Source organism: Pseudomonas atagonensis (assembly GCF_011369485.1).
GTDB lineage: Bacteria > Pseudomonadota > Gammaproteobacteria > Pseudomonadales > Pseudomonadaceae > Aquipseudomonas > Aquipseudomonas atagonensis.
The window spans coordinates 224,976-245,781 of record NZ_VXCA01000003.1 but is presented as its reverse complement, the minus strand read 5'-3'; the positions used below and the strand labels follow the sequence as shown (position 1 = coordinate 245,781).

At 59.3% G+C, this 20,806-nt stretch carries 18 protein-coding genes; 7 read left to right on the top strand and 11 right to left on the bottom strand.

The genetic code is table 11. From position 1 onward, the window contains the following. Positions 1-86 precede the first annotated feature (86 nt). The 3 genes from ispA to F2P67_RS02315 all read right to left on the bottom strand — a co-directional run bounded on the left by ispA (position 87) and on the right by F2P67_RS02315 (position 2,457). Positions 87-974 carry a (2E,6E)-farnesyl diphosphate synthase gene (gene ispA / locus F2P67_RS02325; protein ID WP_166216854.1) on the bottom strand — a complete coding sequence of 296 codons (888 nt, stop codon included), beginning with the start codon at positions 972-974 and terminating at the stop codon, positions 87-89. Continuing rightward, positions 971-1,213: an exodeoxyribonuclease VII small subunit gene (locus F2P67_RS02320; protein WP_003228627.1), complete on the bottom strand. Its 243-nt coding sequence runs from the start codon at positions 1,211-1,213 to the stop codon at positions 971-973. Before F2P67_RS02320 ends, ispA begins: the two co-directional genes overlap by 4 nt. Before the next feature lie 110 nt (positions 1,214-1,323). Beyond that, positions 1,324-2,457 carry a Fic family protein gene (locus F2P67_RS02315; RefSeq protein ID WP_166216851.1) on the bottom strand — a complete coding sequence of 378 codons (1,134 nt, stop codon included), beginning with the start codon at positions 2,455-2,457 and terminating at the stop codon, positions 1,324-1,326. A 277-nt stretch (positions 2,458-2,734) separates the two neighbouring features. Between F2P67_RS02315 and F2P67_RS02310 the strand changes: the two genes are divergently transcribed. Genes F2P67_RS02310 through F2P67_RS02285 form a run of 6 tightly spaced genes read left to right on the top strand, consistent with a single transcriptional unit; the run spans position 2,735 to position 12,911 of the window. Beyond that, positions 2,735-3,526 carry a YfaP family protein gene (locus F2P67_RS02310; RefSeq protein WP_166216848.1) on the top strand — a complete coding sequence of 264 codons (792 nt, stop codon included), beginning with the start codon at positions 2,735-2,737 and terminating at the stop codon, positions 3,524-3,526. A 38-nt stretch (positions 3,527-3,564) separates the two neighbouring features. Beyond that, complete coding sequence (locus F2P67_RS02305) at positions 3,565-5,277, top strand: DUF2138 domain-containing protein (RefSeq protein ID WP_166216846.1); 1,713 nt, start codon at positions 3,565-3,567, stop codon at positions 5,275-5,277. Next, positions 5,262-5,912, top strand: coding sequence for a DUF1175 domain-containing protein (locus F2P67_RS02300; RefSeq protein WP_166217008.1), 651 nt, complete (start codon positions 5,262-5,264; stop codon positions 5,910-5,912). The genes F2P67_RS02305 and F2P67_RS02300 overlap by 16 nt, the downstream gene beginning before the upstream one ends. Next, entirely contained in the window at positions 5,909-10,474 is a 4,566-nt protein-coding gene (locus F2P67_RS02295) for an alpha-2-macroglobulin family protein (protein WP_166216843.1), read from the top strand. Before F2P67_RS02300 ends, F2P67_RS02295 begins: the two co-directional genes overlap by 4 nt. Before the next feature lies 1 nt (position 10,475). Next, positions 10,476-12,095 (top strand): DUF2300 domain-containing protein, encoded by a 1,620-nt coding sequence (locus F2P67_RS02290; protein WP_166216840.1) that lies wholly within the window; start codon positions 10,476-10,478, stop codon positions 12,093-12,095. Between the two features lie 3 nt (positions 12,096-12,098). Beyond that, positions 12,099-12,911, top strand: coding sequence for a YfaP family protein (locus F2P67_RS02285; protein ID WP_166216837.1), 813 nt, complete (start codon positions 12,099-12,101; stop codon positions 12,909-12,911). A gap of 9 nt (positions 12,912-12,920) precedes the next feature. Here F2P67_RS02285 and F2P67_RS02280 read toward each other — a convergent pair whose 3' ends face one another. Next, positions 12,921-13,352, bottom strand: a complete 432-nt coding sequence (locus F2P67_RS02280) for a hypothetical protein (RefSeq protein WP_166216834.1) — start codon at positions 13,350-13,352, stop codon at positions 12,921-12,923. 119 nt (positions 13,353-13,471) lie between these two features. Then, on the bottom strand, positions 13,472-13,711 hold the full coding sequence (locus tag F2P67_RS02275) for a type II toxin-antitoxin system RelB/DinJ family antitoxin (RefSeq protein WP_166216831.1): 240 nt from the start codon (positions 13,709-13,711) through the stop codon (positions 13,472-13,474). A gap of 357 nt (positions 13,712-14,068) precedes the next feature. Between F2P67_RS02275 and F2P67_RS02270 the strand changes: the two genes are divergently transcribed. Further along, complete coding sequence (locus F2P67_RS02270; RefSeq protein ID WP_166216828.1) at positions 14,069-14,890, top strand: PDDEXK family nuclease; 822 nt, start codon at positions 14,069-14,071, stop codon at positions 14,888-14,890. A gap of 4 nt (positions 14,891-14,894) precedes the next feature. Here the strand turns inward: F2P67_RS02270 and F2P67_RS02265 are convergent, their stop codons facing one another. The 6 genes from F2P67_RS02265 to F2P67_RS02240 all read right to left on the bottom strand — a co-directional run bounded on the left by F2P67_RS02265 (position 14,895) and on the right by F2P67_RS02240 (position 20,713). Continuing rightward, complete coding sequence (locus tag F2P67_RS02265) at positions 14,895-16,163, bottom strand: DNA cytosine methyltransferase (RefSeq protein WP_166216825.1); 1,269 nt, start codon at positions 16,161-16,163, stop codon at positions 14,895-14,897. 766 nt (positions 16,164-16,929) lie between these two features. Beyond that, positions 16,930-17,673 carry a S24 family peptidase gene (locus tag F2P67_RS02260; protein ID WP_166216822.1) on the bottom strand — a complete coding sequence of 248 codons (744 nt, stop codon included), beginning with the start codon at positions 17,671-17,673 and terminating at the stop codon, positions 16,930-16,932. 223 nt (positions 17,674-17,896) lie between these two features. Beyond that, positions 17,897-18,424: an inorganic diphosphatase gene (gene ppa / locus F2P67_RS02255; protein WP_008052339.1), complete on the bottom strand. Its 528-nt coding sequence runs from the start codon at positions 18,422-18,424 to the stop codon at positions 17,897-17,899. Between the two features lie 112 nt (positions 18,425-18,536). Beyond that, entirely contained in the window at positions 18,537-19,349 is an 813-nt protein-coding gene (locus tag F2P67_RS02250; protein ID WP_166216819.1) for a M90 family metallopeptidase, read from the bottom strand. A 4-nt stretch (positions 19,350-19,353) separates the two neighbouring features. After that, positions 19,354-20,004 carry a DedA family protein gene (locus F2P67_RS02245; RefSeq protein ID WP_166216817.1) on the bottom strand — a complete coding sequence of 217 codons (651 nt, stop codon included), beginning with the start codon at positions 20,002-20,004 and terminating at the stop codon, positions 19,354-19,356. 247 nt (positions 20,005-20,251) lie between these two features. Continuing rightward, positions 20,252-20,713: a GNAT family N-acetyltransferase gene (locus F2P67_RS02240; protein WP_166216814.1), complete on the bottom strand. Its 462-nt coding sequence runs from the start codon at positions 20,711-20,713 to the stop codon at positions 20,252-20,254. Positions 20,714-20,806 lie beyond the last annotated feature (93 nt).

The window sequence follows — 20,806 nt, the reverse complement described above, 5'->3', positions numbered from 1 at the left end:
GAATCGTTATAGGTATAAAAGATGCGGCAGTTTACCTGATGCATCGCCCCCTGCCCACGCGTTGGTCTTTTTTGGCTGATTCGCCGTCAGCTGCGGCGCTCGACGATATACCGGGCCAGCTCGCGCAACGGCTCTGCCGCCGCGTCAAACGGTCGCAGGGCGTGCAGGGCCTGATCGCGCAGTTCCAAGGCATAGGCCTTGGCCGCGTCCAGACCGAGCAGGGCCGGGTAGGTCGGCTTGTCGCGGGCGATATCGGCGCCCTGGCGTTTGCCAAGGGTTTCGGTATCGCTTTCGACGTCGAGGATGTCGTCCTGCACCTGGAAGGCGAGGCCGATGGCCTGTGCATAAGTCTGCAGAGCCTTGAGTTCATCCTTCTCGGCACGGCCGCTGGCCAAGGCACCGAGTTTGACGCTGACTTCGATCAGCGCGCCGGTCTTGTGCCGATGCATCTGTTCGAGGGCTGTCTGATCGAGCTTCAGACCGACCGAACCGAGGTCGATGGCCTGGCCGCCGACCATGCCCGCCGGGCCTGCCGCGTGCGCCAGCGCCGTGACCTGTTGCAGGCGGATGTCAGCGTCGAGATTGCTCAGGCGTGGGTCGAGCAGCGCGCTGAACGCCAGGCTCTGCAGGCCGTCACCGGCGAGGATCGCGCAGGCTTCGTCGAATTTTTTGTGGGTGGTCGGCTGACCGCGACGCAGATCGTCGTCGTCCATCGCCGGCAAGTCGTCGTGCACCAGCGAATAAGCGTGGATCAGCTCGACGGCACACGCTGCGCCGTTGGCCTGCTCAGCTTTACCGCCGAGGGCTTCGCACGCAGCGTAAGCCAGCAGCGGACGCACGCGTTTGCCGCCGTTCATCACGCTGTAGCGCATGGCTTCGTAAAGACGCGCCAGTTCCGGCAACGGCGCGTTGAACAGGGCTTCCAGTGCTGCGTTGACCCGCGCCTGGCTGGTCGCCGAATACGCTGCAATCATTCTGGCTGTTCCGCGTCGAAGGGTTCCTCGGCGAGTTCGCCATCACGCTCCAGCAGCACTTGTACCTTCTGCTCGGCCTGTGCCAGCGCTGCCTGGCAGTCACGGGTCAGACCGATGCCCTGCTCGAAAGCGGTCAGCGAGTCTTCCAGCGACAATTCACCGTTCTCCAGACGCTCGACCAGTGTTTGCAGGTCGGCGAGGGACTGTTCGAAATCCAGTGCAGCTTTTTTGCGGGCCATGGCGGCGGTTTCCGGTTGACGTTAAACCGGCGCGACACTAGCAGATAGGGGGTTTATGGGCAAATAAGCGGGGTTTCCGACACCCTCGCCACAGTGATCTTCTTATTGCTCTAGGTTGGGTAGCTGATCTGATACCGCGTGCTGCGTCCGCCGCCTGGAAGTCGTTGTAGACAGCCTTTTTCCACTAACTCTGTCAAATGCCGGGTCGCGGTAGCTTTAGACACCTTGGCCACGGCCTGATACTGAGCTGCACTGATGCCGTTCTCGAAACCGCGCTCACCGCCATCAAGCAAGCGATTGAGCACCTTGATTTGCTCAACTGACAGCTCGGATTCACGGTGCGTTTGCCAGAAACGTGATTTACCCAGTACGCCTTCAATACGGGCGATGGCTTGTTGCAGGCTGCGCAGCAACGTTTGCAGGAACCATGCGAGCCAGTCGGTGATGTCCAGCGTGGCTTTCTGACTGGATTCGAGAATCCGGTAGTAGCCCGCACGATCATCAAGGATGCTGGCGGACATCGCATAAAAACGAATCGCCTGCGCTTCGCCTTGAGCCAGTGCGAGATCGGTGAGGGTGCGAGTCAGGCGCCCATTACCGTCGTCGAACGGGTGCAAGGTGACGAACCAGAAGTGTGCGATACCCGCTCGCAGTAAAGGATCGAGGCCTGCCTGATGCCGACTGGCGTCGAACCACTTGAGAAAACTGTCGAGTTGCCGCTCGAGGCCTTGTCGCGGTGGCGCCTCGAAATGCACGGTCGGACGGTCGATTCGCCCGGAAACTACCTGCATCGGCTCATCGCCGCGTAATGCGCCGACATTGATTGCACGCGAAAGGAACCCACTCTCCTGTTCTGGAAACAGCCATGAATGCCATTCCAGCAATCGTTCCAGCGTCAGCGGTTCGGCAAAGCGCTGAGTGGCATCGAGCATCAGCTGTGCCAGCCCCTCGCTTCGCTTGCTGACGTTGTCGCCATCCGGTGATTCCATCCCCAGGCGTCGTGCCAGTGATGAACGCACGGATTCAACATTCAACTGTTCCCCCTCGATGGCCGAGGAGGTCACGATGTTTTGCAGCAACGCATCCAGTTCAGTCTGAGCGCTCAGTGAATGGCCCACTGATCCCGCCATGCCCATCAATTGTCCCTGCGCCTGAACGCATTCGCGCATCAACGCAGTGAGACGCTCTGCCTGCCAGTTGAAGTCCGGCCAGTCGGGTTGCTGCCAGATCCAGTGAGTTGCCATGAAATGCCGTTCCTGAGTGCGTGAGCCGAATGGAAACGCTATTCGGCTCATTTTGTGAGCCGAATATGACGCCTATTCGGCTCATCGTCCACCCGAGTGCGTGATTCCCACCGCATTTCAAGATGTATCCGATTGTTAAAAAACTGCCAAATGGCTAACCTTCGCGCCTTCTACGACCCGGCAGTCACGGGTCTTTCAGACGAAACGCAGTTTTCACCGCTGTGAAGTACCGAGGATCGGGTGCAAGGTTTCGTTCAGGCATGGCAGGAGGCATCACATGCGTTCATTTCTTATGTTGCTGATCGGGTTGGCCTGCGCGCCCGCGCTGCTGGCCGCGCCGACTGCCGAATTGGCTGAACCGGTGGGCGGCTGGCGTTATCACGGTTTGCTCGATCGCACGGAAAACCCGCAAGTCGCCTACCCGACGCCGCCGATTGATCGCGGCATCCAGCGCAATCGCACGATGATTGAAGGCCAGCTCAAGGCCATCGGCCATCTGCGTCCGCCGCACAGTCTCGCCGTCAACGGCAATCCACTGAATCTTTACACTGACGACCAAGGCCGTTTTGCCCGGCCGTATGCGTTTGGCGCGGGGTCGAACAGTGTCGAAGTGATCAGCGCCGAAGGCCAGTCGCTCAAGCGTGTGCAATTTTATGAAGCCAATAACTTGCGCACGCCGGCGCGTATTCGTCTTGTCTTGGGCTGGGATGATCCGAAAGCCGAGCTCGATCTGCACATTGTCACGCCCGACGGTCAGCATGCGTTCTGGGCGCAGCCGGCGATGAGCAATGGCGGTGGTCTCGACCCGGATGGCGTCGATGGCCCCGGGCCGGAAATGTTCACCATGACCGCGCCGCTGCATGGCACCTATCTGGTTTACGTCAACTATTGGGGCAACTTCGGTAACGGCGGCTATAACTTCGATGAGACCAGCAACCAGAACGAGGTGATCACCTCGCAAATCACGCTGGTGCTCAACGAAAACACCGTCGACGAAAAACGCGAGACCTTCATCGTGCCCCTGCGGGCGATCGGTGATCTGCTGCTGGTCAAGACTTTCAACTACTAAGCATCCCGCACCACGGATGAATTTCGGGTTTTGTGAACATGAGTGATAACACTGTTACTCCGGCCGTTGAAACGCCTGCCGGCAAACCTTCCCGGCGCTGGCCTCTGCTGTTGGTCGGGCTGTGCCTGGTGGCCGGCGTGGCCGGTGGGCTCGGCTGGCTGCTGCACAAACCCAAGGCGCCACCGGCTGCACTTGCCAGTGATAAACTCGGTCTGAGCCGCCCGGATGCACTGCTGGAAACCCGTTCCCTGAGCCAGTTGCCCAAGGACTTGCTGACGGTGCCGTTCCTCAAGGCCACGCTCACCGAAGATTTCGTCTTCTATTACGAAACCCACGCTGATCGCCTCGGCCTGATTGGCAGCCTGCGCCGAATCATTTACGAGCATGACCTGAAGCTGCAGGACAGTTTGATCGAACAGCTTTTCGATCAGCCGGCAGACGTTGCGCTGTGGCGCGGCGCTGATGGCCGGTTGAAAGATTTCCTGTTGGTGATGGATCGCGGCGGGCTGGCCAAGCTGCTGGAGCCACTGGCGAAAGTCGCGCTGGATGACACCCAGCTCAGCCAGATGGGCGAACTCAAGGTCGGTGGCGACACCGTGCCGCTTTATCAACTGACCTACAACGCCAGCAAAGCCCTGCTGTTCGCCTCCCACGGCGACAAATTGGTGGTGCTGTCCAACCCAGCCAAATATTACGACCCCGAAAGTGGCGCCTCTGAAGAGTCGGGCCATGTGTCGCCACAAGCGCTGGCGGCACTGCTCAACGGTGAAAGGCTGTTCCCGGAAGCCTTCGGCCTGCCGGCGAAAACCCCTGAGACCAAACAGCGTCTCTCGGTCAATTCCAGCGTCCTCGCCATGGGTTATCAGCGCTTCATCCCCAACTTCGCCGGGCTGCGTTTCGACATGGACGACAAGGGCTGGCACAGCTATCTCGCCATGGATGAACTGGACAACCAGCCGGACTTCGATTTCAAACCGGTGTGGCAGGCGATGCCGCTGGGCGCCAGTGCATGCGTGACCTTGCCGGTGGCCGCCGAGCCGCAGAAACCGTTGCTGGTGAAACTCGGCGCCGAAGAAGCGGTGGCGCAGACCCTCACCGAACATGTGGCCGGCGCGGCGGGCCTGTGCTGGTACGCCGACTCACGCCTGTACACACCATTGCTGGTCGCCAGTCTGAAGGACGAGGACAGCAGCAAACTTGACGGTGATCTCGGCAAACTGTTCGGCTCGATGGTCGGTGCATTCGAATCGAACGTCGAAGAAAGCGTCTTCCCGGTAGTCGAGAAGCAGGAAGGTCAGAGCCACGTCTGGCAGCGTCAGGTCAGCTCCAGCTTCGGCCCGTACGCGGCGAAGACTGCCGAGAACCCGGACGCGATTTCCGGCAAGGCTTTCATGAAAGTCAGCCTCGCCCGTCACGGTTCGACCTTGCTGTTTTCCCTCGACGACAAACTGGTCGACAAGGCCCTCGGCACCCTCGACAAGCGCTTCCCGCCGATGGCTGACGTGCTGCCCAAAGATGTGCTGATGCCGATCTATTTCGGTCCCGATTCGATGGCGCAACTGATGCAGCAGGAAACCCTCGACAGCCTGCCGCAGGACATGGAACCGGTGTTCTACAACGCCGCGCAAACCTACCTGATCCCGAAACTGCGCACCCTCGGCGGCTACGGCAAATATGCCCTGACCTTGCCGGAAGGCAGCGAGCCGGACGGCCACTGGCAATGGCTGCCGCTGGAATGGAAAGCGCTGTGACGGCACTGATCCGCAGCCTCGGCCTGCTCGCGCTGTTACTGAGCGCGGGCGCCCGCGCCGTCGAAGCGCCGGCACTCGATCCGGCACAGTCGCAGGTATTCCGCGCCTGGTTTGTGCGCATCGCTCAGGAGCAACTGAGCCAAGGGCCGAGCCCGCGCTGGTATCAGCAGGATTGTGCCGGGCTGGTGCGTTTCGCCGCCAACGAAGCGCTGAAAGTCCACGACGACAAATGGCTGCGCAGCAATGGCCTGTCCAACCGCTACCTGCCGCCGGAGCTGTCGCTCAGCGATGACCAGCGCAAGCTCGCCCAGCAATGGCAGCAGGGCGGCGGCAAGGTCGGGCCCTACGTCAACGCGATCAAACTGATTCAGTTCAACAGCCATCTGATCGGCCGCGACGTGTCCCAGGCACGGCCCGGCGATCTGATGTTTTTCGATCAGGGCGACGACCAGCACCTGATGATCTGGATGGGCCGCTACATCGCCTATCACACCGGCACCACCACCCCCACTGACAACGGCATGCGTTCGGCAAGCCTGCAGCAACTCATGACATGGAAGGACACCCGATGGATACCCGACGCAGCCAACCCCAACTTCATCGGCGTCTATCGACTGAACTTTCTCTCCCAATGACCGGTGCCCGCATGTTGCGTTTACTGCCTTTTCTGTTGCTGTTAGCCCTGCCATTTTCGGCGGTGAATGCCGAAGACTCCGTCGAGCCTAGCGGCTACACGCCGGTGTCCGGTGAAAGCTTCTTCCTGCTCGCCGACAGCAGTTTTGCCGCCGACGAACAGGCGATGGTGCGCCTCGAAGCGCCGGGCCGCGATTACCGCCGTTTCCGCATGGAACCCTACGGCGGCGCCGACATTCGTGTGTACCGCATCGACAAGCCGCTGGACTTCCTCAAGCGCCAGAAGAACCTGCACCGGGTGGTCAGCGACGGTCAGTTCAAGGGTGAAGGTCTGTCCAACACCCTCGCGTACCTGTGGGACAACTGGTACCGCAAATCCCGTCGGGTGATGCAGCGTGCGTTCTCCTACGAATCGCGCAAACAGGTCACCGAAGAAGTCCCGGAACTGAAGATGGGCAACGCCATCGCCGCGCCGACGCCGTATGACGCGCCAGCGCAATTTGCGCTGATCCCGGGTCTGCCGGTGGTCAGCCAGTTCCGTTATCCGCTGTGGCAGGCCAAGCCGATCCAGCCGCCGGCCGGGGTCAACCTGGCCGGTTCTTCCAGCGACTTCGTCAGTGTCGCGCCGGGTAACGTCTACATTCCGCTGGGCAACCTGAAGCCGGGTCTGTATCTGGTCGAAGCGCTGATCGGCAAGTACCGTGCAACCACCATGGTGTTCGTCTCTAACACCGTCGCGGTGAGCAAGATTGCCGGTGATGAATTGCTGGTGTGGGCGGCGCGCAAACACGAAGGCAGTTCGGTGCCGAAGGTCAATGTGCTGTGGACCGACGGCCTCGGCGTGATGAGTAGCGGTGCCACCGATGCCGATGGTTTGCTGCGCCTGAAACACGTCAGCCCCGAGCGTTCGTTCGTGATTGGTGAGGACGAAGAGGGCGGCGTATTCGTCTCGGAAAACTTCTATTACGACAGCGAAATCTACGACACCAAACTCTACGCCTTCACCGACCGGCCGCTGTATCGCCCGGGTGATTGGGTGTCGCTGAAAATCGTTGGCCGCGAGTTCAAGAACGCGCGGGATTCGGTGCTGCCGGGGGCGGCTGACGTTACTGTCAGCGTGCTTGATGCGACAGGCACGGAATTGCAGCGTCTCGATTTGAAACTCGATTCGAAGGCCGGCACTCAGGGCCGATTCCAGTTGCCGGACAACGCCGTGGCTGGTGGTTACGAGATTCGCTTCAACTACAAGGATCAGGCCTACAGCAGCGCTTTCCGCGTGGCCGAATACATCAAACCGCACTTCGAAATATCGCTGAACCTGGCCAAGCAGGATTACCGCACCGGTGAGCCGGTCAAGGGCAGTCTGGTGCTGCTCTATCCGGACGGCAAACCGGTGGCCAACGCCAAACTGACCCTGAGCCTGCGCGCACAGCAATTGTCGATGGTCGACAACGAGCTGCAATACCTCGGGCAATTTCCGGTGGAGCTGACCAGCACCGAACTGACCACCGACAGCAAGGGCAACGCGACCCTCGATCTGCCGGCGGCCGACAAACCGAGCCGTTACATGCTCACCGTGTTTGCCAGCGATGGCGCGGCGTATCGGGTAAAGACCACCAAGGAAATCCTTATCGACCGTGGTGCCGCAAGCTTCCGCTTGAGCGCGCCGCAACGCTTCAGTGCGGTCAATGACAAGGTTGCGTTCAGCTACGCCAACGAGGGCGGCAGCGAACAGAGCAAAGCGGTCACGCCGAGCAGTTATGCCTGGGTGCGTCTGGAAGACCAGAGCACCGGCGAGGGCAAGCTTGCCGCCAAGGACAAAAGCTTCAGCATTGCTTTCGAACGTCCGGGTACTTACAACCTGACATTGAAGGATCAGCACGGCCGTGTACTCGGCGCCACCGGCCACTCGGTCACTGGCGATGGCGTCAAAGCGGTGCCGGGCACCGTGGAAATCGTCCTCGACAAACCCGAGTACAAGGCCGGCGATGAAGCGCTGGCGCTGATCACCTTCCCCGAGCCGGTCAGCGATGCGCTGCTGTCGCTGGAGCGCGACAAGGTTGAAGCCACCGCACTGCTGGCCAAGGGCGGCGACTGGCTGAAACTGGAAAAACTCAGTGAAACCCAATACCGCGCACGCATCCCGGTGAAGGACAACTTCGCGCCGAACCTGACGTTCTCGGTGCTGTACACCAAGGGGGGTCAGTACAGCTTCCAGAACGCCGGGATCAAAGTGGTTGCACCGCAGATCGACGTGGCGATCAGCACCGACAAAGCGGTGTATCTGCCGGGCGATACCGTAACGGTTGACCTGACCACGCAGTTCGCCGGCAAAGCGGTTCCGGCGCATCTGACCGTCAGCGTCGTCGATGAAATGGTCTACGCGCTGCAACCTGAAGTCGCCCCGACCATCGACCAGTTCTTCTACCACCCGCGCCGCAACAACGTGCGCACCAGCGCCAGCCTGTCGTTCATCAGTTACGACGTGGCGCTGCCGGGCAGCCCCGGTGCACCGGGCAAGGCCAACCGCAGCGAACGCGGGGTGAAAGTGCTGGAGCGGCCGCGTCGCGAAGACGTCGACACCGCAGCATGGCAGCCGGAATTACTGACCGGTGCTGACGGCAAAACCCGTTTCACCTTCAAGATGCCGGACTCGCTGACCCGCTGGCGCATCACCGCGCGGGCGATTGCCGATGATGGTCAGGTCGGGCAGAAAAAGCAGTTCGTCCGTTCGGAAAAACCGCTGTACCTGAAGTGGAGCGGGCCAAGCAAATTCCGCAAGGGCGATCAGCCGCAACTCGGCGTGTTCGCCTTCAGTCAGGCCGAGAAACCGGTGAAGGCTGAACTGGTCAGCCATTACGCTGGCACCGAACAACGCCTGCCGGTGACGCTGTACAACGGCATCAACTACCTGCCGCTGCCGGCGTTCGCCTTGGCTTCCGGCGAGTGGACTGCCGAACTGGTGCAGGACGGTAAAACCGCCGACGCTCTCGCTGTGCGCCTGAGTGCAACCGGCGATGGTTGGCAAGTGACGCAGACCCAGAGCCTCGACGTGGCCAGCGCCGACACGCCGTTGAGCCTGCCCGCAGACGCCACCGACATTCGCCTGCGTCTGGATGACAGCCCGCAAGCGCTGTTCCGTTCCGCACTCGACGATCTGCTGAGCTATCCGTACGGCGGCGTCGAGCAGACGGCCAGCCGTTTGCTGCCGCTGAGCATCGCTTATCCGTCGCTGGCGTCGAGTCCGCAGATCCGTGATCGCCTGCGCCTGATCATGCAGAACAGTCGTCTGCGTCTGGTGCAAATGGCCGGGCCGTCGGCGAGCTTCACCTGGTGGGGTTATGACGGTGAGCCGGATGCATTCCTCACCGCTTACGCCTATTACGCTGACTGGAACGCCAGTCAGGTGCTTGAACTGACCCTGCCGCCGGAACACTGGCAGCGGGTGCTGGAGGTCTACGCCAAGCAAGCGCCGAACACGCCATTACTGCAACGGGCGTTGATTCTGTCTTTCGCCAAGCAGATGCATCTGCCGGTCAACACGCTGCTCAGCGGTTTGATCGACGATCTGGCCAAGGCTGGCGAGGGCAATGCCGAAACAATGCTGGACGACGGTGAAGACAGCCTGGTGATGGGCGATCCGGATTCGGCGCTCGGTCTGGCGGCGGCGCGAGTCCTGACCGCAGCGCTGGCCACGCAGTCGAAAGTGGCATTGCCTGATGCGTTCAATCGCCAGGTGGGCGCGGCGCAACAACGTCTGTCGGTCAGCTCGCAACCTTTCGCCGAAGCGCTGAACCTGTCGCTGCAACCGTTTGATCAGACGCGTGCGACGGCGTTGCTGCAACGTCTGCTGCCGCAACAATCGACCCTTGAACGCGCGCTGTCGCTGAGCTGGTTGCAACGCAGCATCGCCCAGGCGTCGCCGACCATCGCGCTGGCACCGGGCGAAGGCTGGAAGAAAAACTACGGCGCGACCGGCGAGATGTACTGGACATGGCAGGGTGCGACGCCGGTGCCGAGCGTGTTGACGGTATCGGGCACTCAGGAGCGTCCGTTGCGTGCGGCACTGAGCTTCCAGACCCAGCAACCGGCGGTTGACCCAATGGCCGTGACCATCACCCGTCGCCTGTCGCGACTGGTGCCTGGCGACGAAGCGTTCACCTTCAAACTGGAGCCGGTCGGCACTAAACCGCTGTCCAGCGACAGCCTGTACCTGGACGAAGTGATCCTCACCAGCAAAGCACCGAAACCGTTGCGCTACGGCATGCTCGAAGTGCCGCTGCCGCCGGGCGCGGATGTCGAGCGCACCACGTGGGGCATCAAGTTGCAGGGCAAGGACGGCACCGAGCCGACCGCGCTGGAGAAGGCGCGCTTCGAACCGGGCCAACTCGCCTATGCGGTGCCGGTGGATGCGCTGAGCGGTGAATTGCGTCTGCGCCATCTGGTGCGTTTCTCGCAGAAGGGGCAGTTCAATCTGCCGCCGGTGCGTTTCACTCAGGTCTACGCGCCGCAAAATCAGGCTCAGGAAACGAAAGCCGCCCTCGGTCAGGTCACGGTCAACTGACATGCTCCGGCCGCTGCTGTGGCTGCTGATGTGTCTGATTCCTGCGCTGGCGACGGCGCAGGAGGAACCGTTGCGCGTGGCGTACAAGGGTGAATTGTTGTCGCTGAACACCACGCAACTGACCGCTCGCGAGCCGCTGCCTCCGTCTCTGGATACGCCGCTAGGCAGTCTGTGGAAATTGTTCGTTTATGCGTGGCTGGTGGATACCGGCGCTCGCGAAGTGGCTTATGAATGTCGCGGGCAGTCGAAAGAGGAAGTCTATTGCTGCTCGGCGGGCGGCAAGATCGAGCGTGATCAGGCGTTGGTGAAATCCTGCGGGTTGTATTTCGAGCCTGCGCGGTTGGGCATAACGGCTGGTGATTGGAAAACCTATTGGCAGGCGCGGCAGGCGCCGTCGTGGTTGCTGGAGTTGCCTTCGGTGCAGCCAGCGACGCGAGTTTCGGTGGCTGATTTGCTCAAGGTGTTGGCTTCGCTGCCAGCGCAGGATCGGATGCGCGGAGTGTTGCTCGATGTGGTGCTGAATGCGGCTGACGGTAATGTCGTCGGCGAGCTGGGCGGACGTTTGCGGGTGAAAACCTGGAGCTGGCTCGGTGATCAGGATCCTCAATCACGCCAGGGCGGATTCGCTGGCTGGACGGCGGATGGTTCGCCGATCTGGGCCGGTGGCCGGGGTACCAGCCAGATGGTTCTGCGGCATTACGGTTTGGCATTGGCGACGGTGTTGCCTTCTTCCTGGCCGGCGGAGGCGGGGCGATGCGTTGAGGTCGGACTGTTCTCGCGTTATCCGGTTTCGCGAGTGCTGTCGGGTGAGCGCGTAGCTGGCTCCGGCCCGTTGCAGGGGGATTACCGTGTCGAATTCGCCAACGGCAACGCGCTGGATATCCACAGCGACGGCGAACTGTTTCTGCTCAACGACAAACTTGTCGCCAGGCTCGATCGCGAAGAATACGTCGCCCGAGTGCTGGAGCGCGAAGCCAAACCCGAACCCGCCGAAGCCGCCAAAGCCCTCGCCGTGGCGATCCGCACCTACTTGCTGCAAAACGCCACGCGCAACGGCGAATGCTTGAGCATCGACGACAGCAGCACCCGCCAGCGCGTCGCCCCGCGCCCGGCCTCCGCCGAATCGCGCAACATCGCCGCGTGGACGGCGGATCTGGTATTGGCCGGCAGCACCGTCACCTATCACTCCGACCAACCCGGCCCGGACAAACTGGCCTGGCAGCAAGCCGTCGAGCAAGCCACTGCTGGCCAGCGCTACGATGCGATTCTGCTCCACGCCTATCCACGCGCCAGCCTCAGCCGCTGGGACAACCCGGTCGCCTCCTGCGAAGCACTGCCCGCCGCGCAAGACTGGTTACAAAAGCAGCGGCGCGGCTGGCGTCCGAAGCTGGAAAGCGAAACCGGCTACAACGAAGTCAGCACGTTCGCCGTGTGCAAACTCGCCTTCGGCCGCCCCTTCGTCGACCGCGAACGCCAGCGCATCTATGTGCGCGGCGTGCTGACGTTGCAGGATCGCCTCGACCTGACTCACGAATATCTGCACCTGGCCTTTGAAGCACACCCCAATGGCCAGGATGAAACTTACATCGAAGGGCTTGCCCGTCACCTTTTGCTGGAATAGACCATGACACTCCGTTATCCACAGGTCTTGCTGCTGCTCTGCACGTTGACCGCGCTCTCACCGGCAATGGCTGCCGACAGTGTCAAACTCGACACCCCGATTGGTGGCTGGCGCAGTGGCGCCCCCGAAGGCGAGGGCGAAAGCTTCCGACAGACCGTCAACTACCCGGCCTCGTCGGTCAACACTCCGATTGGCCAAGCCAATACCGCACGCATCAGCGGCGAAATCAAAGCCACGGCAAAGGGGAATGAGCCCGGCCGACTGATCGTCAACGGCGTGAGCATGCCGCTGAAAATCGACGACAGCGGCCGCTTCGACCGTCCGTTCTCCTTTCCCAACGGCAGTAACAGCGTCGAAGTCCGCAGCCCCGACGGACAACAACGCCGCCGCACGCAATTCCTCAACACCAGCGGCGGCGCCACCCCAGCCAAACTGCGCGTACTGCTGTCGTGGGACAGCGACGGCACCGACCTCGACCTGCACCTCGTCACCCCCGACGGCGCACACATCTGGTACGGCAACCGCACCGCCGCCAACGGCGCGGCTCTGGACGTCGACGTGACCACGGGCTACGGCCCGGAAATCTTCGCCATGCCGGCGCCGATCAAGGGGCAATATCTGGTGTATGTGAACTATTACGGCGGCGGCTATCGCGGGGATGATGAAGGCGGGGAAGAAGCGGTGCAGGCGCTGACCACGGCGCAGGTGACGGTGATTACCGAGGAAGGGACGCCGAGCGAGAAGATGGAGACGTTTGTGGTGCCAATGCGAGCGGTGGGGGAGTTGACGTTGGTTAAGGCGTTTAGTTATCCGTGACTCATCTCTTCATTTAGGAAAAACACCGCACAGTGCATTGCCCTCGTACCCGTGAACGATCGGCCCCAGCACCATGAGTGGGCCGCAGGCGTAGAGCGGGGAAGGCACTGTTTGTCGTGTGTCGAGCAGAACAACTTCCCTGCCGAATTCGTCGCGGCCAAAGGATTGCTCGTCGTACGAATTGCACACAGGCAGCTTCAACGGCACCGGGATCACCAGCGCCCAGACCGTGATTCCGCACCACTCGCGGGTGGGCGTTGATGTTGCTGTTCTGGTGATTTGCGGGGTGATTGAGCGGTAGCTTTGCGCTTTGTAGGCGTTGGTTTTGAGTGTGACTTTTTCTGGGAGGGAGATGCCTACACCGACGCATCCGGTCAAGCAGAGGCACAGGGTTGTTGCGGCAACGGATCTCAGTTGTGAGCTCAGAGTGCGGTGGATCAATTTTTAACTTCCTTGTGGAGTGGTTCCCGGATTTATAGACCGGCCAACTGTGTTGGAAGTCTACTTACTTTAAAGGGGCTTCCAGCACCCGATTACACGCACGACGATCAAACTCGAGATTATAGGTCATCCAGGCTTACCTTGACTCGCTGAGGAGCGGCAAGACGTTCAGTGACCACGGCGATGAGTGCTTCATCTTCTTCGCTGAGTAACGCCGCGTTGAATGGCAGTTTGCCTCGTTCCGCCACATATTGAAGGGGCTGACGCAAAAGCTCCGAAGATGTGACACCGAGTTTTTCCAACTCGGCAAAGGAACGTTGTTTCAGTTCGTCATCGATGCGGATGTTGATGGAAGCCATGATTGAATACCTGTAATGACGTTTGTCGTTACGGTGGCAAGGGTGTCCCGAGCCCGACAAGTGGAGGATTCGGGTTTCAGACGGTAGGCATGTTTTTTTCAGGCATTAAAAGGCCGGCTTGTGGCTGGCTTCTTTATTGGCTAAATATTTGATTTTAAATAAAATTTAAAAACAACAATACAATCCCCCCCATTCCCAGTTTGATTCTGCGTGGCAGGGCATCTCATGCGACGTGTGGGGCGCTCATCGGGCTGATTTAGAAGATTCACCTCCTTCGTGTGGCGGCGCGGTGATATCGCGTTGCCCAGCCATACCACATGATAGATACTCCGACGCTTTTGGCGTTGGGGGATGCATATGGAACGCGAGGCAGTGCTAAACGGGGTCAAGGAACAGGCGGCCTGGTGGTTGGAAGAGCGCCTGAAGAAGGTCCGCCAGGAAAAGCACGATACCATGGAGGTTAATCCATTCATGGCCCCCCTAGTGTCAGCTCTTCATGGGCACTTGGACTTCCATGAGCTTGCTGATTTCCTGCTTGGTGGGCACTTTGCGATCGGGCATGCCACTGGTTTTGGCAAGCTGATTGACGAGAAGATTCTTCCTAGAGTTTTTGGAACAACCAAGCTGGACAAGGCAACGCGGGAGGCAAAAAACTTCAAGAAATCGTGCTTCGATAACGTCGATCACGTCGTTCGAAAGGACGGAAAAGAAATTCTCCTTTCACTTAAAGCGAGTAAATGGACCATACAGCTCGGTCAGGCAGTGGAGTTGAATAAGTCTTTCAAAGAAATCCGGGAGCTCTTCGAGGCTGCGGAGCATAGTCACGATAAGGTTGTGATCGCTACGTTCTATGGGCGAGCCGAAAACCTTACGGACAAGTATCGTCTGGTCCGGGGAATCAGCTTCGGTGCCAATCATGACGTTCACGATCTTCAGGACTATGTGACTGTGCTCGCAGGGCAAGAATTCTGGTCATGGCTTGGAGGGCATCCAGATACCCAGATTTGGGTCATGGAGGGTATCCAGGCAGCGATTGAGTCCAAGCGCGAAGGGCTGAGGGAGGCTCAGTCACTTATGACCGAGTTCCGCAACTCCTTCGCGCGGCGCTATGAAGCATTCATCGATAGCGATGGAATCATTGATTGGGTTGGCATATTAAAGGCCACTAACGGCGGCTGATGGTCTATAGCAGGAGGCGTTGCGGCTTTTGCTCCTCCTCCTTATCGGCGTAGTAGTCGTGATCACCCGCCAGTGCCTGCCCTTTGTGCCAGTAGCGTTTAGTGCGGACGTGGGAGCGCAGGTGCTCGACGCGTGAGGGTATATGCTCGCTAGGCTCGCACGCAGAACCTTTCTCGATCAGATCGATCCTCTCTAATAGTTCAGAGGCACATCGCCCGGCCATCTCTCCCAGTTTGAGCGGAACTGCATTTCCGATCTGTTTGTATTTGTCTGATGTTCGGCCTGAGAATTTCCAGTCCCTCGGAAACTCTTGAATGGCAGCGCACTCACCTACTGTCAAGGCACGAACCTCGTTCGGGTGGCACATACTGGTAGACGAGTGGTTGGGCATAGTAACTACTGTCGGTGAGGGGTAGTCCCACGACAGACGTCGCCATGTAGCGCTCCTGCCTCCCTTGAGATACCAACTTTTGCCCATTGACTCCTTCTGAATTTCGACGGGTAAACTGCGCCAGTTTCCACCAGGCGGAACCATCGCTAAATAATTTAGCTTCCTGGGGCTGAAGTTCATCAGGTCCGAGTCATTATCTCGGAAGCCATTGCCAATAACGTCGCGGAGCGTTCTGAATTGTGGGAGGTTGTCGCTTGGTCGATTGCTGTGGGTTGGCTCAGGGAATTTTGCAACGAGGTTGTAACGATTCCCGATCAGGATCAGTCGCTCTCGGATTTGCGGGGCACCGTAGTTGACGGAGTTCACGAGGAAGCCGTCCACATGGTAGCCAATCTTCTCGAACTCAAGCATTAGTTCGCGGACTAGGCTTCCTTTTTCGGCCATCCATGGCTCGGCATTTTCGACCTCCGAAAGGAGCTTCTCGGGGATCAACGGCATTGAATGTAGGCCGCGAACGTTTTCCATGATGAAGACCTTGGGCCGAAGTTCACCCACGAGGCGCAGATACTCGAAGAGCATCTTGCCACGACCGTCCTGAATCCCCTTCCTATTCCCGTAGACGCTGAAGCTCTGGCAAGGTGGGCCGCCAGCTAGAAGGTCAAGTGGGTGTTCATTGAGTTCGGATATCTCTCGAATCTGCTCGCCAGTGATGCTTTCAACACTGCATGCAAGCACGGGTAGGTGGGGCTTGTTCAACTTGATTGTTTCGACAGCCATCTTGTCGATCTCATTGCACAGTAGGGGCTCGAAGCCAGCGTGCTCTAGACCGAGGTCAAGACCCATTCCCCCACTGAACAATGATACATAACGTCTGGTCGCCATAATTTCCCATCAAATCTTGGATGAAGAGGTAAACATTTGATTATCCCGGCTTCTGGTCGTTATCGGAAGGGAAATTCGAACCAACCACCCGAACGGTCTTGAGTTGATGTCGTTTGCTCGGCGTCTACTGGCAGTCAGTACCGCCTGCTGCTTGGGTATCTTGATCTCCTTTTTTAAGCGGGTATTTGTCATGAGCCATGAGCTTTCCTCGGCATAAAAAACGCCCGTATGGCACTGTGCTGGACGGACGAAATTGAGTGGGTGAAGTAAATTGTCAGGCGGCGAGTTGTAGGGCAACGTCGAGGGTTCGTTGTTTGATTTGCGCGCCGAGGCTGAACCAGGCGGAGTCGGACAGAGGAGCGCCTTAACCTCCCCAGAATAGCTAAGCTATCAGGAAGATTCTCGGATGGGATGGGATTAAGTCGGACAATTAAAAAGCCGGCTTGTGGCCGGCTTCTCGGGGACTGGCTTGGTTTATTTTTGGTAAACCGCGTCAGCCTTCAAAACGTACACCCGGATCTGCGTCCGGCTGTGGGACTTGGTCAGACGTTGGTCTGCCGTGTCGGGCGCTCTCTGAGCCGCGGGGCGGGTCGATGCGCAAATGTGGGGCGCAGGATACTCAGTTTTGTTGAGGATTCCCAGTCTCAAGTGCGGAATAGAGCCACGGTGCTGTTAGAAAACTGCCATTTGTACTGACTTTCTGGGCCTCTTCGCGAGCAGGCTCGCTCCGACAGCGGGTGATGCAGGGTCGAAGAACCGTATCAGGTCAGAGAAACGGTATCGCCGGCCGGCGTTTGTTCAATGTCGACCACCAGAACACCCAGCCCAGTATGTGAATCCGTTGTTCCTCGATGTGCGATGCGCGAAAGACTTCGTCCGGGTGTTCGGCGCTGTTGTGGCTGCGCAGGCGCAGGCCATTACCGGGCATGCGGTGCAGGTATTTGATGCGCAGCATGCCGTCGTGTTCGATGGCGTAGATTTCGCCGTCGACCACTTGGGTCAGGCCTCGGTCGATGGCGAGTATCGAGCCGTCTTCGATGCGTTCGGCCATGCTATTGCCGATCATGTGGGCGCAGATGGCGTCGGTGTGGCGCACTTCGAGCTGGTCGAGGTGAGCGCGGGGCAGGCGAATGGTTTGATCGGGATCGAGGATGACGTGGGTTTTGCCGCTGCCGTTGGTGTGCGGTGTTTCCTTGAAAAACGGCAGGTCGATGTCGTTGGGATCGACGACCGTGTACACGCCACGAATGGCCTGGGCATCGAAGGTGTCGCCGTTGCTGGCGGCCGGCAGGTGCGCCGACTCTTTGGTGCCTTCACCGGTTTTCAGCCACTCGCTGTTGACGGACAGCAGGCGTGAGACTTCTTCCATGCGATACGCCGGGACGCCCCGGGTGTACCAGTTGTGGACATTTTGGGCTTCCGTGCCCCAGAACTTTGCGAAACCCGTGGTGGAGATGTTCGCTGCTTCCAGGAGTGCCTTGAATCTTGGACCGCTAGTGTTCTTTCTCATAAACACGGAGTCTACGGCCGTGCCAGAGCGGTTTGAATAAACCGGGCGTTCAAAAAAGGGCTGAATTTTGCGACGGGATGTAAGACGTACTTGTGGGAAATTACACAGGTTAAAACTTTTCTGTAGTCTGCTTTAAACACTCTGTTTAAGGCAGCTTTTCACGAGCACAAAAAACCCCGGATCAACCGGGGTTTTCGTCAAGCCTCACGCGTTGCGCAAGTGCTTAGCCCTTGTAGGCAGCAACCGACTTGGTGATCGCGTCGCGAGCGGCGTCTGCGCCAGCCCAGCCTTCGATCTTCACCCATTTGCCTTTTTCGAGATCTTTGTAGTTCGCGAAGAAGTGCTCGATCTGCTGGATCAGCAGCGGTGGCAGGTCGGTGTATTCCTTCACGTCGACGTACAGCTGGGACAGCTTGTCGTGTGGCACTGCGATGACTTTGGCATCGCCGCCGCCGTCGTCGGTCATGTTCAGGATGCCGACCGGACGCGCGCGGATCACCGAGCCTGGAGCAACCGGGTAAGGGGTTACAACCAGCACGTCGAGGGGATCACCGTCGTCAGCCAGGGTGTTCGGGATGTAACCGTAGTTGGCCGGGTAAAACATTGGGGTGGCCATGAAACGGTCAACGAACAGGCAATCGCTGTCTTTGTCGATTTCGTATTTGATCGGCGCGTGGTTGGCCGGGATCTCGATCGCGACGTAGATGTCGTTCGGCAGGTCTTTGCCAGCCGGAATCTTGCTGTAGCTCATTGGGCGTTGCCCCCGTAGTTGACCAAAAACACTTGGCCGGATTGACCAAAAAGTGGCGGCGATTATAGGCATATTCTGCCGGTCGCGCCATGTACCGAAAGTCGTGCAGCGCTTAGTCGTGCGCCTGATAGACCGGGTCGCTGGCCTGAAGTTGCCGCAACCTGCCCAACGGATCCTGGCGGTAGAAAAGCTTCAATTGCGCGTAGACCTGTGGATAAGCCTCGTCGAGCAGATCCGGGGCGCTGAAGAAGTATTCGCTGGTGACCGCAAAGAACTCGGCCGGGTTTTCCGCGGCATACGGATCAATGGCGGTTTCGGCGTCGGGATTGTGGTCCAGTTGGCGGTTGAGGTCGTCGTAGGCCGCTTGCATGACTTCGGCCCAATCGCTGACGCGCATGTCGGCGTGCAGTGGCGGCAGGCCGTTGGCGTCGCCGTTGAGCATGTCGAGTTTGTGCGCCAGCTCGTGGATCACCAGGTTGTAACCTTCCCAGCCGCCACTGGCCATTACACCGGGCCAAGCGAGGATGATCGGCCCTTGCTGCCAGGCTTCGCCGCTGTGTTCGCCATCCCATTCATGCTCGACGCCGCTGGCATCGCGATGGCGCTGCGGGCTGAGGAAGTCATCGGGGTAGAGAACGATTTCGTGAAAACCCTGATACCAGTTCAAGTCGCCCAGATGCAGCAGCGGCAGTTGCGCCTGGGCGGCGAGCAACAGGCGTTGTTCCTGATGCAGCTCGACGCCGGGCAGGGCGGTCAGGTGTTTTTCTTCAAGGAACAGGACGCAGGCTTCACGCAGCCACTGGTCTTCGGCAGCGCTGATGCCGTCGAGAAAGCTCAAGTGATGGCACACCCGTTGCCACAGGTCGTCGGCAATCGGATGCTTCGCCAGAATGCGCCGGCGTCGCCAGGCGCTCAGCGACCACATCGGCTTAGTGCGATTGCGCTTTGGTGCCGCTGAAACGGCTGCGGACCACACCGATGATCATCGGTACCAGTGACAGCAGAATGATCCCGACCACCAGCAACGACAGGTTCTTCTTGATGAATGGCACGTTGCCGAAGAAGTAACCCAGGGTCACCAGACCACCGACCCAAAATACCGTCCCCAACACGCTGAAACCGAAGAAGCGCGGATAAGGCATTTTCGCTACGCCGGCGACGAACGGTGCAAAGGTCCGGAGAATCGGCAGGAAGCGCGCCAGGGTTACGGTTTTGCCACCATGCTTATCGTAGAAGTCGTGGGTCTGCTGCAGGTAGTCGCGGCGGAAGATTTTCGAGTTCGGATTGCTGAACAGTTTTTCCCCCGCCGTTCGGCCGATCACGTAGTTGGTGCTGTCGCCCATGATTGCCGCGAGCATCAGCAAACCGCCCAGCAACACCGGATCCATACCGCCACCTGCCGCAACGGCGCCGGCAATGAACAGCAGCGAATCGCCTGGCAGGAATGGCATCACCACCAGACCGGTTTCGCAGAAGATCACCAGAAACAGGATGGCGTAGATCCACGGCCCGTAGTTGGTTACCAGCAAGTCGAGGTAGACGTCGAGATGCAGGATAAGGTCGAGCGGGTTGAAATCCATGGAGGCACCTGTGGTGATGGCCCGACTCGGCAGGCCTGTGCGGATGACTTCGTGTAAGCCTACAGCGGGGTGTAGTTTTTCTTACAAGCCGGAAAGCTCGGGATTATACGTTCTGAAATATGAAAAGCGTGTTGGTTTTGTAGCGGGGGATGTCGGGGTGTGAGCAATTGTCAGGGAGGCGGGGATTGCAGGGCGCAGCGCTTTGGTGAGGGGGCAAGCCCCCTTGCCCCGATAAAACCGGATGTCTCTAGAGCTCTTCGCTGATCGGCAGCACGTAGTTCTTGAACTCGGTGTCTTCCCTGAATCCGATGGATTCGTAGGTTTTCTGCGCCACTTCGTTGTTGGCGCTGGTGGAGACGCGCATGCGCACGGCCTGGGTTTCCTTGGCCATTTTCTTCGCGGTGCGGATCAGGTTGTCGGCCACCAGTTGGCGGCGGGCGTCTTCGGCGACATAGATGTCGTTGAGGATCCACACACGTTTGAGCGACAGCGAAGAGAAACTCGGATAGAGCTGACAGAAACCCATGAGTTTCTTGTCATCATCATCGGCCAGGGCCAGATAGATCACCGACTCCTTGCGGCGCAGGCGTTTTTCGAGGAACGCGCGGGAGGAATCGGGGAAAGGCAGGGAACCGTAGAACTCGCGATATTTGACGAACAACGGGGTCAACAAATCCAGATGTTCGAGGGTCGCTTGAATAATCCGCATGATAGGTCTCGTCTTCAAGTGGCTGTCTTCAACTGCTCTGACGGCGATGGGAAACCCTGGCGGCCGTGCGTCGATCCTGCCTGAAAGCAGCGC